The 16,419-nt window shown below is 41.5% G+C and carries 14 protein-coding genes; all 14 read left to right on the top strand.

What is annotated here, in order from left to right:
• On the top strand, window positions 1-732 hold a 732-nt coding region (locus tag T525_RS14935; RefSeq protein WP_051533544.1), incomplete at its 5' end, for an Rpn family recombination-promoting nuclease/putative transposase.
• 157 nt (window positions 733-889) lie between these two features.
• A complete protein-coding gene (locus T525_RS15690; protein ID WP_051533543.1) occupies window positions 890-2,941 on the top strand; it encodes an AAA family ATPase in 2,052 nt (683 codons plus the stop codon).
• 153 nt (window positions 2,942-3,094) lie between these two features.
• Window positions 3,095-4,099: a WYL domain-containing protein gene (locus T525_RS0109840; RefSeq protein ID WP_027407071.1), complete on the top strand. Its 1,005-nt coding sequence runs from the start codon at window positions 3,095-3,097 to the stop codon at window positions 4,097-4,099.
• Between the two features lie 143 nt (window positions 4,100-4,242).
• Window positions 4,243-5,388, top strand: coding sequence for a VWA-like domain-containing protein (locus T525_RS0109835; protein ID WP_027407070.1), 1,146 nt, complete (start codon window positions 4,243-4,245; stop codon window positions 5,386-5,388).
• Between the two features lie 42 nt (window positions 5,389-5,430).
• Window positions 5,431-6,492 (top strand): ATP-binding protein, encoded by a 1,062-nt coding sequence (locus T525_RS14925; RefSeq protein ID WP_051533542.1) that lies wholly within the window; start codon window positions 5,431-5,433, stop codon window positions 6,490-6,492.
• Window positions 6,493-6,569: 77 nt separating this feature from the next.
• A complete protein-coding gene (locus T525_RS0109825) occupies window positions 6,570-7,436 on the top strand; it encodes a hypothetical protein (protein WP_027407069.1) in 867 nt (288 codons plus the stop codon).
• Entirely contained in the window at window positions 7,420-8,001 is a 582-nt protein-coding gene (locus T525_RS0109820; RefSeq protein ID WP_027407068.1) for a hypothetical protein, read from the top strand. Before T525_RS0109825 ends, T525_RS0109820 begins: the two co-directional genes overlap by 17 nt.
• Window positions 8,002-8,231: 230 nt before the next feature.
• Window positions 8,232-9,023, top strand: coding sequence for a hypothetical protein (locus tag T525_RS16355; RefSeq protein ID WP_072031652.1), 792 nt, complete (start codon window positions 8,232-8,234; stop codon window positions 9,021-9,023).
• A gap of 14 nt (window positions 9,024-9,037) precedes the next feature.
• Entirely contained in the window at window positions 9,038-10,042 is a 1,005-nt protein-coding gene (locus T525_RS0109805) for a hypothetical protein (protein WP_027407067.1), read from the top strand.
• Window positions 10,043-10,179: 137 nt separating this feature from the next.
• Window positions 10,180-10,554, top strand: coding sequence for a hypothetical protein (locus T525_RS0109800; RefSeq protein WP_027407066.1), 375 nt, complete (start codon window positions 10,180-10,182; stop codon window positions 10,552-10,554).
• Window positions 10,551-10,925: a hypothetical protein gene (locus tag T525_RS0109795; RefSeq protein WP_027407065.1), complete on the top strand. Its 375-nt coding sequence runs from the start codon at window positions 10,551-10,553 to the stop codon at window positions 10,923-10,925. The genes T525_RS0109800 and T525_RS0109795 overlap by 4 nt, the downstream gene beginning before the upstream one ends.
• 121 nt (window positions 10,926-11,046) lie before the next feature.
• A complete protein-coding gene (locus tag T525_RS0109790; RefSeq protein ID WP_027407064.1) occupies window positions 11,047-14,865 on the top strand; it encodes a PolC-type DNA polymerase III in 3,819 nt (1,272 codons plus the stop codon).
• Between the two features lie 20 nt (window positions 14,866-14,885).
• Window positions 14,886-15,491: a YafY family protein gene (locus T525_RS14915; protein WP_051533541.1), complete on the top strand. Its 606-nt coding sequence runs from the start codon at window positions 14,886-14,888 to the stop codon at window positions 15,489-15,491.
• A 314-nt stretch (window positions 15,492-15,805) separates the two neighbouring features.
• Window positions 15,806-16,381, top strand: a complete 576-nt coding sequence (locus T525_RS0109780; RefSeq protein WP_037325595.1) for an HD domain-containing protein — start codon at window positions 15,806-15,808, stop codon at window positions 16,379-16,381.
• Window positions 16,382-16,419 lie beyond the last annotated feature (38 nt).

Here is a 16,419-nt window from a genome sequence, read left to right as displayed (position 1 = left end):
AAAACGGACGGTAAAGCTGCATATTGTATTTTGGGTGTGGAAAATCAGTCAGAGGTTCATACAGCCATGCCCGTAAAAAATATGTTGTACGATGCCATGACCTTGGCTGACCAGGTAACTGCTGCGGCCAATTCCCATAAAAATAACCATGATAAGGCTAATGGTAATGTGGAGTTTCTCAGTGGCTTTTATCGCAGTGATGAACTGCTGCCAGTTGTTACTATTGTGGTACATTGGGGAGCTGATGAATGGGATGCCTCTGTATCGTTGCAAGAAATGTATTCAAAAGAGATTGATGACAGAGTACTGCAATATTCACCGGATTATCACATTAACTTAGTGTCTCCGGCCATGATGAGTGATGGGGAATTGGACATTTTTAAATCTGATTTGTGTGAAGTGCTGAAGTTTATCAAGCATTCCAAGGACAAGCAAAGCATGATGGAATTAGTGGACAGCGATCCTAAATATAAGTCTATTAGTCGTGAAGCAGCACAAACCATAAGCGTGTGTGCCAATGTTGATTTTAAGATTCCTGAAGGAGAGGAGCAGATAAATATGTGCAAGGCAATTGAAGATATGAAAGACGATGCTCGTATGGAAGGCCGTATTGAGGAACGGCTTACATCTATTCGAAACCTAATGAAAAATAAAGGCTGGTCGGCCCAGGAGGCAATGGATGCCCTTATGCTCCCAGCTGAAGAGCAGAAGCAGTACATTGCTTTGATTTGATTCGACCCCAAATAATAAATATGAAATATCAAGTACCCAGATGAAAAAATCATCTGGGTATTTTTAATGTGCAAATTAATGTACATCGACTCTGCTATAATCGAACCAAAGAAAAAGAGATAGTAGTGTATAGTGTGCAGCGTGGAGGTGCATGGAAATGATTATTTATCATGTTAATATGAAATACGAGTCCTGTCTGGAAAGCTATCAGGATAAGCCTACTTTGAATCCGAAAGTTGATGACCGGAGGATGAAAAACATTATTTCAGATGTAAATGATTCCCTGGGTGAAAAATGCGGCTTAAGCGAAAATTTAAGTGTGGCTGTTGTCAACGGGGAATATAAGTCCCTGGAAATGGTGATAGTATGCAAGCTGGAAAACGTTTCTTTGCATGACTGTGAAAAGTGGATAAAAAAACATTTTTTGGAGAATTACTCATTGGAAAAGGTCTGGCTTGAAAACAAGGGGGAAATCTCTGCCAAGGAATTCAAAAATCTCACTGAAAGAGCAAATGGAAAGGGCTTTGGTTACCTTCATAATGTCTGGTCAAACCTTGGATTTGACTATTTTGAAAATCGTCAGTTTACTGTCCAGGAAATGATGTACCCTGATAAAAAGGTATCGAAGAAAGAAATTCTGCGTATGGCCGATGAAATCATGGCGGACGGCACCTTATTGGAGGAAATTGAGCGCATTTTTTCTGCTGACAACAAAAGGAAGTATTATGGAAATCCCGTCCATTATATGATTAAGGCCGGCACCAGTGAAGCCGCCAGGGACATTATTGAGATTCTTATTCTGGCATTGAAGGCGAATAAGCGGCTCCTTGGCAGAAGGGTAAGCTATGTAAATAAAATCAAGGAAGGATGCTATGATGAGGAGGATCTTACCAATTTATTCAGCTCCAGCAGCGGCGCAGCGGTAGCCATTGATATGAGCGGAAATGATGAGGATCATGGTGTGTATGCCACGGCCTATCATGAGGTAGTGGATTTTATTGCCAATTTGATGGGGGACAACCATCTCTATACCCTGTGTTTTTTGGTGCAAATCACCGAGAAGCCGGGATTTGGCAAGGATCTTGTTGCTGCTGTGCAGGATGATGTTACTTTGATTGAAATTTGTGAAGGAAAAGGGGATAAGGAACAGGCGGTAAATTATCTGGAAAGGCTTACAGCAAAAACGGATTTTGAAACCACCCGTGCTGAGCTGGCCAAGGCTCTTCCTAAAAAAACAAAGACCTTTTCTGCAACGGAAGTATACAAAACCTACAACAAGTGGTTCAGCAACGGCTTGACTAATAAGGTGTACTGCGCCTATAAGCGTGTTGAAAAGGTTAATATTGAGGTGAAAAAGGGGAAAAACGAGCCCTATGCGGATTTGCAGAAAATGGTGGGCCTTACTGAGATTAAGACTCTTGTGGATCAGATTATTAATTCCGCCAAGATCAGAAAGGCCAGAAGTAAAATGGGAATGGATACCCACAGCTTCTCCCAGCACATGATTTTTACAGGCAATCCGGGAAGTGCCAAGACTACTGTTGCCCGCCTTTTGGCTGATATTTTAAAGAAGGAAGGTATATTGGAAACCGGCAATTTTGTGGAGTGCGGCAGAGCTGATCTTGTGGCCAGGTATGTGGGCTGGACTGCCAAGACTGTCAAAGAAAAATTTAACAAGGCCCGTGGGGGTATACTGTTTATTGATGAGGCCTATGCCCTTGTTGATGACACAAATTCCTTTGGGGCGGAGGCCATCAATACTATTGTGCAGGAGATGGAGAACAGACGGGACAGTGTTATTGTGATTTTTGCCGGTTATCCGGAAAAGATGGAGCAATTTTTGGCAGGAAATGAGGGGTTGCGGAGCCGCATTGCCTTTCATCTGGATTTTCCGGATTACAATGCCGATGAAATGCTTCAGATTCTGGAGTTAATGGTGGAGGACAAGGGTTATATAATTGACGAAGATGTAAAAGCCAAGTGCCATGAGATTTTCAGTGTTGCCTGCAGCAAGGCTGAATTTGGCAATGGACGCTTTGCCAGAAATCTTTTGGAGCAGGCTATTATGAAGCAATCAGACCGGCTTGTGAAGGTTACCAAGGGCAAAAAGATCGGCAGAAAAGAGCTGTCCACCCTTGTGGCAGATGATTTTTCTGTCAATGCGGAAAAGGTATACAAAAAGCCTAAAACTGCCATTGGATTTGTATAACGCACAAAGGCGAGCCCCATGCTTTCTATATGATTAATTATTTATGGCAGGAATCATGGGGCTTTGAATAGAAGTAATGGGGAAATTATATGAATTTGAATATCTATAACGATATAAACGTAAATCAGAATTTGAACAGGTGCAGGTGATAATATGTATGGCAGCAAGAAAAAAGTAAATATGTGTATCCTTAATATATTGCGGGAGTATACGGATGAAAATAATGCCCTGACCCAGCAGGGCATTATTGACCATCTGGAAAAGGAATATGAAATTAAATGTGACCGGAGAACTGTTAAGTCATATATTGATGATTTAATAGATATGGGGTGGCAAATTGAACACGAAAAAGGAAAAGGAGAAGGAAAGGGCTACAAGCTGGTGGAAAGGGAATTTGACGATGCGGAGCTGCGGCTTTTGATAGACAGTGTGCTCTTTTCTAAAATAATACCTAACCATACGGCAAAGAAGCTGATGAACAAGCTCAATGACTTTGGCAGCAAATCTTTTAAGGACAAAAATAAGCATATTTGTAATTTGCCGGCCCTTAACCATACTATAAATAACCAGGTAATGGGTACGTTGGATGTGATAATTGATGCCATAGCCGAAGGAAAGAAAATACAGTGCATCTACAACGAAGTGGGTACTGATTTAAAATTACACCCACAAAATGAAGGTAATCCATATATCATAAATCCATATCAGATGGTGGAAAATAACGGGAAATTTTTTCTTATAGGGAATATGGATCAATATGATGATGTGATACATTTACGCATAGACAAAATGACCAATGTTAGGCGTTTGGAGGAAAGACGCAAGGATTCAAAGGAGCTGAAGGAATTTGACGCCAATGGCTTTAATCTGTCCAAGCACATGGCGGAGCACATATCCATGTTCAGTGGGGAAAGCGATTGGGTTGAAATTAAAACAAGTCCTAAAATGATGACAACGCTGCTGGACTGGTTTGGGAAGAAGTTCAACATAGTACAGGAGGAGAAGGATTATATTGTAATAAGGGTTAAATGCAATCTCAAGGCCGTGAAGTATTGGGCCATCCAGTACGGTCCCAAGGTGGAGCTGCTGAAACCGTTGGAGCTGCGGAAGGAAATAAAAACGGAAATAGACAGAATGTGGAGGAAGTATAAGGATTAATTGCACAAAATAAGCTTTGAGGAGATCTCTGGTGGTTGAATAAATCACCAGAGATTTTTTGTTAATGTGCAAAATTGTGTACGTTGACTTTGCTATGATTTGTTCAGGATAAAAGCTCTGTTTTGTATTAGGGGGGAGGCATTATGGATTTAAAAGATTTCAATGTTCAGGTCAGAAAAATTCGCCTGAGACTGCTGAAGAATGCGCCATATTTTGGCATGGCCTTATTGAAGCTGGCAAGGGTCAGAGTGTCACCTATTAAGGGAACTGCCTGGACAGATGGCAGGAATATAGTATTTTCAGAAGATTTTATAAAAAAAATAACTCCGGAGCAATGTAATTTTGTCCTGCTTCATGAGCTGTATCACATTCTTCTTCTTCATGTTTTCAGATTAAAGGGCAGGGATCCATTTTTCTGGAATTTAGCCGCGGATTTAAAGGTAAACAGAATTTTGGAAATTGATTCGGAGCACTACGGGGACATTGGCATTCCATTGGATTTGAAGAAGGAATTTGGTGTATTTGAGTTGCCGGATATCCATAGAGTTGAGCGTTATTCAGTGGAAGAAATATATTCCCTGCTGGAAAAGAACCCCAATATATCAAAAATATTAAGAGATGATAAGGATGCCTATTCTCGGGATATTAAACGGTATAAAGGTACCCTAAAGGAATGGCAGGTTAAGGAAGAAATGCGGGGGCTGGAGACATATAAAAGCTACTCTCCCATAGGTGAGTGTATGTTTGAGGAAGTATCAGCCCTGTTGTCTACAAAGGTACCATGGTACAAGCTGGTTAAAAGATTTCTCTCCTCGGCAATATCAGATGACGCCGCCTTTGAATCTCCCCTGAGAACCACTCTCTACAGAAGAATGATTCTTCCCGGGGAGAATATGGAAGAAAGGAGGCTGGCAGATGTGGTGGTGGCAGTGGATACATCGTGTTCAATTTTAGCGGAGGAATTGGCAGATTTCTTTGGTCATATCAATAAAATGATAAATGATTTTGAAATGACGGGAGTAATCATACCATGGTCTGACCAAGTATATTCGCCAATAATTATTAAGGAATATAAGAACATAAATATATCAGGTCGGGGTGGAACTTCCCCAGAGGTGGTGCAGGATTATATAAGAAATAATTACAGAAATGCCAAATTGATTATTTATCTTACAGATGGGGGTTTTCCGGAGATAAAGGCTGAGAAAAATTCCATTTGGGTGATAACCCCCTATGGAATCACTGAAAATATTACTGGTGGAATAGTTTCCCAAATGCAAAGGATTTAAAAGTTTTGTTATACAAAGTGTTTTGGTGGAGGAGAAACTCACATGGATTTAAATATTCACGATTTTGCAGAGGTAATCAACTTTAATATTGATAACGGAATAAAGCGTTCCATTTTGGGCCTTGGCCCTTCGGGCATCGGCAAGTCGGCCATTGCCCATGATATAGCCCAGTCAAGAAATATGGGATTTATTGATTTAAGGCTGCTGCTCTTTACGGAAACGGAGCTTAAGGGCATACCATTTCCTTCTGAGGATAATTTGCATACCATGTGGCTGCATAATGACATTCTTCCAAGAGAAGACAGGGATGGGGAAAAGGGTATTCTCTTAATTGAGGAAATTACCTCTGCTTCAAAAAGGGTGCAGGCGGCGGCCTATCAGCTTATCCATGACAGAAAGCTGGGTTCATATACCCTGCCTGAGGGCTGGTATATTGTGGCTTTGGGCAACAGGCTGGATGACAACGGCGTTTACACCGAAATGCCGGCCCCATTGGCCAACAGATTTGAAATTCATAATATAAGCCATGATCTGGACCAGTGGAAAAGGGATTTTGCCTATCCCCATAAGGTCAATGAGGCTGTGATAGCCTATCTGAATTTTAAGCCCATGGCCTTCCATAATTTTGATCCCGAAGGTGAATCACTGCGATTTGCTTCCCCAAGGACCTGGGAGGCAGTTTCGGATATTCTGAACACAGGGAAGCTGGATATGGGGAGCAAGCTTCTCAGGGCCAAGATTGAAGCAAATATCGGGGAGATGGAGGCAGCGTCTTTTCTGGCATTTATGAAGGAAAGGGAGGCTGTGGACGTGACGGATAAGATAATGGCCGGTACATACAAGGAGGTACCGGAACGGGATGATATAAAGTATATCCTCATTTCGTCGCTGGTATATAAATTGACAGAGGCGGGATTGCCAAAGGATAAATTTGTTAATGCAATCAATTATCTGCTGTTAATGGATGCGGAATTTACAGCCCTGGCCATAGAGGATTTGAAGGCGGCAAATTCACCGGCAGAGATTAACAGGCTTCTGCTTATGGAGGTGGATTCCCCGGAACTGGAGCAGTTTATCAGCAATAACAAGGCTCTGCTCGAATGATACGGTTTTGGCATAAGGAACAATGCTTGCTAAAAAAATGAAGTGTTAGAGGACGGTAAAAATTGAGGTGATGAGAAATGGAATATGTAAAAGGCTTCTTATCCAGGGAAGAATTTAAGGCATTATTTACAACGGATAAATACCCATTGGAAATATATCCCCTGACCAATTCCAGCTTTATATCAAAGCACGGTGTGGCGGAGGCAAGGGACTTTAAATATCTTGGGCTGAAATTCACATATACAAAGTCTTCCCCGGTGAAAATGATAGTTTCCTGCAAGCCCTTTAAAAATAAAATTCTTTCAGAAGGGGACTGGAAGGAGCTGCATCTGGATGAAATAAATGCCTTCTGGTGGCATCTGGTGGACAGCTGGTACGAGGAATATAAAGGTTTTCCACGGGTTAAAAAGCTTAATTTTGCACTTATGACAAGGGCAAAAAACAAGGAAGTTTTTAAAGAAATAATCATTTCTGATGATGAGAAAATGAAAATAAAATCCACAAAAAGGGCGGTTTTCCTTTCACTTCCCATAAATGAATATACTGACGTGGAAATTCTGGAGAGTGCCTGCAAATTTTCATCGTCCTTTGAAAATATATGGCCCAGCAAGGGGATTACAAATCATTTCAACAATTTCATCAAGACTGCAAATGGTGAGGATGCTTTGGGGATATTCAGCGATGAATTCAGAAGAACGAGAATAACCTCAGATTTGTTTAATTCCTCCCATGTGGACCTGTATCTGCAAAATGCTTCCATGAAGAAGATATGGTTTGGCAGGGATACAGCAACGGTATTTAATGTACCTTCTCTAAATGAAAAAATAGTGCTGCTGAACGGGAAAATACTGACAAAGAACATGTTTGAAAAATATTCCCTTATCACAATGGCAGAAGCATTGATTAAAGACAGAAAGGAGCATAATTATGGAGCTGGAGCCTGATGAGCGTAAGTTGAAGCCCTATTGTAAGTATAGAAATTATATAAATGTGTCAAGAAGTGAATCATATAAAGGGGTGATAGTTCCGGCGTTCATGGAAGACCGGAGTGAAGCAGAGGCCATGCTTGAGGAGCACGAAGATTTTTATCGGGCAGCCGCAAAGAAAATTTTAAAGCTGAAGCTCCCCTTTATTAATCTTGGAATATCAAAAAATTCAGCAGTACCTGCAATAAAAAGGGGGCGGCTCAAGTGGGCAATTCCCCGTTATTCGCCCCTGGGGGAATTTCTTATTTCCCACCCCATGGACACATCAACCAAGGCCCACGTGTTGATGATGACCACCCAAAATGAGGATGGCACCTACCCTTACGAAATGATAACCAAAAAAGATCTAAAGTGGTATCCCATTGAATATTACAGGGTCAAGGTAACAGGTGAAATATTTACCCTGGCAATATCAAAAAAATACAACATGCTTATGATTTTAAAGGGGCAAAATATTTTAAAGTTGGATGACCCCATGTGGGAAAAGGTTATATCAAAGGCTGCCATGATGCTGGCACTTTAAGGAGGAAATAGCAATGCTTGTATGGATATTAATTATATTGGCACTAATCCTAAAAGTATGTTTTTTCTTATCATTGGCCCAATGCCCATTTTGGTTGATATACCTGATCTGCTCAGATGATGAGGTAAGAGAATGGTTTTAGAGGTAAAGGAATTTTAAGATGTTTGTAGAATGATACAAACGATAATATTTTTTTATTGAAAAGCGCGAGAGAACGAGGAGGAATATTTATGTCCAATGAGTATCAATTTCCTTTTGGTGAATATGTGCATCCAGTGGTTCAGGAGGATCGGACCCCTAAAAAAGTTTTTGTTTTGGGCGTTTATGCCAGTGCAGTCCATGCAAAATGGGTTGCTAAGAATGGTAAAATAGCATGTAAGGCGTTGGCTGTGGCCAGTGAGCCGAGAATTTTCTGGGATGGTAATGAAAAGGAAGCGGAAGAAATAATTAAGAAAATCCGTGTGCCATCTGAAATGGGGCATCTCGAATTACCAGATAAGGATTTAAACGGTCCATCGGCCAAGGCATTGGATGAAAAAATATTGGCTCCGTTGGGATTTGATAGAAAGGACGCATGGCTGTGCGATTTGTTGCCGGAGAGTAGGCTTAACCGTGGTCAGCAATCTGCGATATCTAAAAAATATAAGCCGTTTTTGAAAAAACTCGCTAATGAAGGCTTGAATGAGGTGACCGTACCTAACAAAACAGAAAAGTTTTGCGATAATGAACGGGTTGAGGAGATTACCAAAGAGTTACTGGAATCTCAGGCAGATTTGCTGATTTTACTTGGAGATAAGCCAATACAACAATACTTACATATAGTTGAAAAAGAATCATATAAAAGGCTTGATGATTACAAAAAAAATATTGGATATGGAAGGTGTACTGATGTTGAAATTGGTGGAAAAATGATTAAAGTATTGCCTTTAGCTCACCCAAGACAAATTGCCAGATTGGGGAGAAGCAGTCAAAAATGGTATGCTATTCATCAGAAATGGTTGGCTGAACGTAACAATAAGTGAGGGAGATAAGGACTATGGACGAAGCATTAAGAAAAGATTATGAAGATTGGGTAAATAAGGTACAAAAAGAGCTGGAGACAAATAAAGATGAATGGGTTGAACGATATGGAGAGTATGCCAAGAAGATGGTGGCTAATAGCGCCATTTTCAGTGAGGCAAAGGGGCAATTTAATAAAATTAAACCATTGTATGTATATTTGACTATTGGTAAGGTAAAAGATAAAGAATTAAAATTTGATCTTAGATATTTAGGTCAGAGTGTTGGAACTATTAAAGTAAAGGATAATATTCCTAAGCTGTCCGTGGATGAGAAAAAGAACAATAGTAGTATATATTTTGGTTATGATTTAGGTGCGATAAAAGATGAGGACTGGTCAAAAGGCCCTAATGCTAAAAAGTTTCGTGATTATTATATAAATCATGCAACGGGGGCACCAAGACAAGAAGAGCATATGGTTGAGAGTGCGTTATTCTCAGAGTTAGAGAAGACAACCTCTGTTAATAAAACATTATGTGGAATCCAACCAGTATCATTTGAGAATACCAGAATCCATATGAAGACAGCTTTAAAAGCAAGTGCTGCCAAACATGATGATGTTGAACAATCCAAAACTGGTGGTGAGGTTGATATTTTATGTAGGCGTAAAATTGGAAATAAAAGTAGGCTTGTAGTCATAGAAGTAAAGGATGAAAATATAAAGAAGGAATCCTTTGATGCTGCCATGAAACAGGCAATTTCCTATGCTGTGTTTATCAGTGAGCTGATTCATTCAGATGCAGGAAAAGATTGGATGAAAATTTGGGGTATGGAAAATCAGATTAAAGAAAAATATGTAATAGATTGTGTCGTAGCCATGCCTAAAGGGGATACTGAGCCAAGTTATGCCGGGGAACAGATAGAAATTCCAGGTACAGGTGATAAACTCGAATTGCACTATATGATATTACAGAGTGATTTGGAGGAAATGAAATCGGGAACTGTAAAATTTGAACATTCTTTTGGAATAAAGAATAAGTAAATAAGGATTGATGTCCAGAACTCCCAGGTGATTATAAAAAAATCATCTGGGAGTTTTAATGTGCGAAAATTTGCACCTTATTTATGATATGCTTCAAGCAACCAGAAAGTTAGAGATTGCGAAGGAGGAGATTCATTATGTCAAGAAAAAAAGGCGTACTTAAAATTTATCTGCTTAATAAGCACACAAAAGAGTTTAGGTCCACATTCACTGAAGTAGATATGGAAACTACATTTCCGGAGCTAGGGTTTTTGACAGAAAAATACACTAAGCAATATTTAAATGGTTCTCAGTATTATCGTGAACCAGATTGTGAAGACCCCCCAGGACCATATATTGATGAGATGTACCAAATTCCTTTGCAGAGAGACACTTTGGTTTTACTCTCTGAAACAGAGGATATAGTAGTCTTTAAAGCAATAGATTATTGGGATGCAACACACTACCCTAACCAGCTTTTTAGGTATAAGGATGAGTTTTATACTCATGCGAAAGGGTGGATAGTATTATGAGCTTATATGAAGGCGCCCTCAGAGTTTATTTGCTTAATAAGCATACCAAGGAGTTTACGGTGACATTTACCCCATTAACAATACAGTTGACAGATATAATTCCACGTGTATTAAAACCAGAATATAAGAAAAAATATTTAGGGCAAGATAAAGTTTATATAGAGGAATCCAGTGATAATGCACCAGGACCTTATGGTGACGAGTATATGCCTATGCCACCGGAAGTGAAGACGTTGGTTTTAATACAGGAAACGGAGGATTATGTGATATTTAAAGCTTTAACTGCTTTGAGTGCAGTTTATTACGATACACCTTACTTTTATTTTAAAGATGAGAGGTATGCTCGTGTTAAGGGCTGGATAATGATATGAAATCTTAAGGATTCGGGCTGATCAGTTCAGTCCGTTTTTTTTTATGTGCAGTTATTTGTACATTCACTTTGTTAAGATATAGCCACCAAATAAATTATCAAGGGATTTTGGAGGCGGTTATATGGAGGACAAGTATTATATTGTTCCGCAAAAAAGCAGGCTGCTGTCTGATTTGGCCAAGGGAATGGAACTTAATAAAAAAGAAGAAAAGCTTTTAAAGGATACCTTCATTCGCCATGTTGAAATATCCCTTAATAGCAGTATGTGGGAAATATTGGTTTGGTCCGTAAGGGAGCTTCCGGAGAATATTATCAAGAGGATTACAGAATTTGTTGCCCAAAAGAACAGCCTGGCAAAGGTCATTATTTATCAGACTGTAATTTCATTGAAAGAAATGGTGGAGCCCTATTGGGAAAAGCTGGTAAATCACGTTGCGGGAAATAACCAAAGCATACACCATATTCTGCTGGGAACAAACCGCATTTACAAGGATTCCCGGATTATATTGCAGGTAAATGGGGATTTCAGCAAGTACCTGTTGGAGGAAAATAATGTAGCACTGGCCTTTTACGAGGCCGGGATCAAGATAATTGGCTATCCAATCTCCATAGAGTGTCAGTCTATTTATGAGGAAATTGAAAATATATCCGTGGAGGAGACCCTCCATGAGACCAAGGAATATAAGGAGGCACTGGAGGCTGCCCAGGCCCCGGTACATAAAACAGCCCGGGGGGGCGGCTCCAAAGCAGGTGGTGTTGCTTCTTCTGATACGGTTGGCAAAAAGAAATACAGCAGTAAAAAATTCCATCCAAAACGGAGTGCTATTCAGATTGGCAAGGATGACAGCCCATTGGTATTTGGTGAGCCCATTATTGGCAGCCTTACCCCTATTTCCCAGCTTGAAGGGGAAATGAAGGATGTGGTGGTTCAGGGAGTAATTGTCAGTGTAGATGGGAAACAGCTTCTGGATACAAATATACTTCTTTTATCGGTGGTTGATGATACCGATGGCATAACATGTAAAAGCTTTTTCAAAAAGCCAGAAGATTATACCAAGGTTTTGGACCGCTTAAAAAAGGCCGCCGAGGCTGGCGGTACTGTAAAAATAAGGGGCAGAATGCGCTATGACAAGTTTGACAATGACAATGTTCTTTTTGTTGACAGCGTATTATTGGTGGATTTGGAATCCCGCCAGGATAAGGCAACAGAAAAGCGTGTGGAGCTTCATTGCCATACTAAAATGAGTGCCGGAGATGGTGTTGCTTCCGCCGAAAGTTTAATAAAAACAGCTGCAAAATGGGGGTGGCCTGCCATAGCCATTACAGATCATGGCGTGGTACAGGCTTTTCCCGAAGCCATGGAGACGGTTTGGGGCAAGGAAAAACTGGATATTAAGATTATCTATGGTGTGGAAGGTTATCTGGTGGATGAGGATTACAGACAGGATCGCGCCAACCATATTATTTTGCTGGCCCAAAATCCCCATGGGCTCCGGAATCTTTATAAGCTGATAACCATGTCCCATCTGCGTTTTTTCTATAAAAATCCAAGACTGCCACGGCAGCTGATTCAGGAATATCGGGAAGGATTAATTATCGGTTCTGCCTGTGAAGCGGGGGAGCTTGTCAGGGCCATTGTGGCGGGAGAGAAGGATGAGGAATTGCTGAAAATAGCAGATTTCTATGACTATCTTGAAATCCAGCCCATTGGCAACAACGAATTTCTTGTAAGATGTGATGATTTCCCAAATATAAGGAACGACAATGACCTTATTAAGATCAACATGAAGGTTGCGGAGCTGGCCAAGAAGCTGAACAAGCCCCTTGTTGCCACCTGCGATGTTCATTTCCTCAATCCTGAGGATCAGATATATCGTGCCATTGTCATGACGGGCAAGGGCTTTGAGGATGCTGATCTGCAGCCTCCATTGTATCTCAGAAACACTGAGGAAATGCTGGCAGAATTCCAGTATCTGGGAGAAGAAGCCGCATACGAGGCGGTGGTTACCAATCCAAGGAAAATTGTGGAAATGTGCGAGAAATTTAAGCCTATTCCGGATGAGCTGTATTCACCAATGATTCCAGGGGCGGATGAGGAAATTACCTCCATGACATACAACAAGGCCAGAAGCCTTTACGGTGATGTATTGCCGAAAATAGTTCAGGACCGTATTGACCAGGAGCTGAAGCCGATTATTGCCCACGGGTTTTCGGTGTTGTATCTCATTGCCCACAAGCTGGTGCGCAAGTCAAATCTGGATGGCTATCTGGTGGGTTCCCGTGGCTCTGTAGGCTCATCCTTTGTGGCCACCATGACAGATATTACCGAGGTAAATCCTTTGCCACCCCATTGGCGTTGCCCTCACTGCAAGCACAGTGAGTTTGTTACGGATGGTTCTTATGGCTGTGGCTATGATTTGCCTGATAAGAATTGCCCTGTTTGCGGCACCAAGATGGTGAAGGATGGCCATGAAATTCCCTTTGCAGTATTTCTGGGATTTGACGGGGACAAGGTGCCTGATATTGATTTAAATTTCTCCGGGGAGTATCAGCCAGTAGCCCACAGATATACCGAGGAGTTATTTGGCAAGGATAATGTATTTAGGGCCGGTTCCATTGGAACTATTGCGGAAAAAACAGCTCCCGCCTTTGTGCGCAATTATTATCGGGATAAGGGACAGACCAAACATGAAGCATATATAAAGAAAATTGCAGCATCATGCACTGGTGTTAAGCAAACCAGTGGCCAGCATCCTGCAGGTATCATGGTAGTGCCAAGGGATATGGATGTTCATTTCTTTACGCCCCTTCAACACCCTGCCGGTGACAAGACACGCAGTATCATTACAACACATTTTGATTATCACTCCATATCCAGCCGGCTGGTGAAGCTGGATATACTGGGACACGATGATCCCACGGTGATAAAAATGCTGGAGGATCTGACTCACCTCGATCCAAAGACCATTCCCTTTGATGATCCGGCTACCCTTAGCCTGTTTAGCAGTACAAAGGCTTTGGGAATAACAGAGGAGGAGCTGGGAGCCAATTCCGGGACATTTGGAATTCCGGAATTTCGTACTCCTTTTACACGTCAGATGATTGATGATACCCATCCGAAATGCTTTTCAGATCTGGTGCGGATTTCCGGCTTTTCACATGGTACCAATGTATGGACGGGTAATGCCCAGGATCTTATCAGGGCTGGCACCTGTACCCTGCAAAATGCCATTTCGGCAAGGGATGATATTATGGTGTATCTCATTCATAAGGGCGTGGACCCATTATTGGCCTTCAAAACCATGGAAAATGTGCGCAAAAACAAGGGTATTACCCAGGATGTGGTGGAAATACTCAAAAAGGCCGGTATCCCGGACTGGTATATTGAATCCTGTCAAAAGATAGAGTATCTGTTTCCGAGAGCCCATGCCACGGCTTATGTAATGATGGCCTATCGAATTGCCTTCTGCAAGGTCCATTATCCCCTGGCTTATTATACGGCCTATTTTTCCATTCGGGCAGCGGCCTTTGATTCGGATATTATTGTCCGGGGGAAGGATGCCGTGAAGAAGAAAATGGAGGAGATTGAGGCCATGAAATCACCAAGTGATGCTGATAAGGCCTTGTATGTTGTGCTTCAGCTGGCCTGGGAAATGTACCTTCGGGGCTTTAAAACCAAAAGGGTGGATTTGTATAAATCCGGGGCAACCCGTTTTCAGATGGTTACGGAGGAAAATGCCGTATTGCCGCCATTTACAACCCTAAACGGGCTTGGGGCAGTGGATGCCAGGGCCATTGTAGAAAAAAGGGCAGAGGGACCTTTTTTATCAATTGAAAACCTTAAAAAAAGAACCGGTATTAATAAAAAAAGCATTGAAGCCCTGCGCTTGCACGGCTGCCTGGATGGCATGGATGAAAGTGACCAGATGACTCTGTTTTGAGGATTCCGGAAGGTGATTTTATGTGTAGATGGAATAATAGAATACAGGAGTGGCAGGACGTCATAAATGCTGCCATAGAGAATAAAAAGAAAATCCGATTTTTTTACAATGATCTGGGTACTGATTTTAAACTGCACCTGAAAAGGCAGGAGCCATATATTGTCAGTCCCTGTAGGGTGGTTTCTGCCAATGAAAAGCTATATTTAATTGGAGGTACTGAAGAATATGATGATGTAATCAATTTTCGGCTGGATAAGATGACTGACGTGGAGTACCTTGAGGAAAGCAGCAGGGATATAAGTAATAATTACGCCTCAGCCAGGGAACTTAAGCTTCCCCAACATAGGGCAGAAAAAATATACATGTACAGCGGGGAAAGTGTGTGGGCAGAGATAAGGACCACATCTGACATGATGTGGGTTCTGACGGACTGGTTCGGGACAAATTTTCTCATAAAGGAAGAAGCTGGGGACAGTATCACTGTGCTGCTGAAATGCAATTATTCTGCCCTGCGCCATTGGGTGCTTCAGTACGGCCCCTATGTGGAGATAATATCCCCCCTGACACTGCGGGACCAGATAAAAATAGACGTGCAGGTAATGTGGGAGAAATATAACGAGCTTTAAGATGTCCACCACCTCTTTAGATGGGGAAAACAAACTACAACAGCTGGCGAGCATATCTCCCAGCTCGTTGCGACACGAACAAAGTGAGTTAGTCCTTTAGGGAAACGCTAATTGGAAGATTTTTCTTCTAAAGAAGAAAAATTTGAACAATGGCGTTATAAAGATTGATGTTGGGAAAATAATCATTCTGGTCAATGTTGAACAGAATGACTATAAATAATATAATATGTGCAATAAAATGTACATTAATCTTGATATATTATGACCAAGGCAAGATAAATAATGTAAGAAATGCATTTTGGAGGTAAGATATAATGACAGATCAGAAGGATATTAGGACAGCAGAGCTTATGGGGCGGCTTAAGGCTTTAAAGGATAAGGTGGTAACCAGGCGGGAGCAGTTTGAGGAATTGATGGAATTTGTGGAAAAGGAAACAGTGTATCTTACCACTCCTGCGTCCACTAAATATCATCTTAACTGTGAGCAGGGCTTATTGGAGCACAGCATCAATGTGGCGGAAACCATGCTGAAAATAAAGGCAGCCATTGCCCCGGATATTTCAGATGAAAGCTGCGTGATAGTGGCCCTTATGCATGATCTTGGCAAAACGGGAATGCCAGGGAACCCTCTCTACATCAAAAATCCCCCGGACAGCAAATACAAGAACCCTTATTTTTGGAACAATAATCTTACCTATTTAAGTGTTCCGGTGCGCAGCCTTTATCTGGTGGCCCAAAGATTTCCCCTAACAGAGGAAGAGGTGCAGGCCATTGTATATCATGATGGGCAATATGTGGAGGACAACCGTAGCGTAGCCACCCATGAAACCCCTCTCACTTTGCTGCTGCAATATGCCGATACCTGGAGCGGCTTCGTGCTGGAGAAATGAAATCAATAAAGGTAAATTCATCATTGGCTTTATTATCA

Origin of the sequence: Anaerovibrio sp. RM50 (assembly GCF_000622005.1) — a bacterium.
Classification (GTDB): Bacteria; Bacillota; Negativicutes; order Selenomonadales; family Selenomonadaceae; genus Anaerovibrio.
This window is presented reverse-complemented; position numbering and strand designations above follow the sequence as displayed.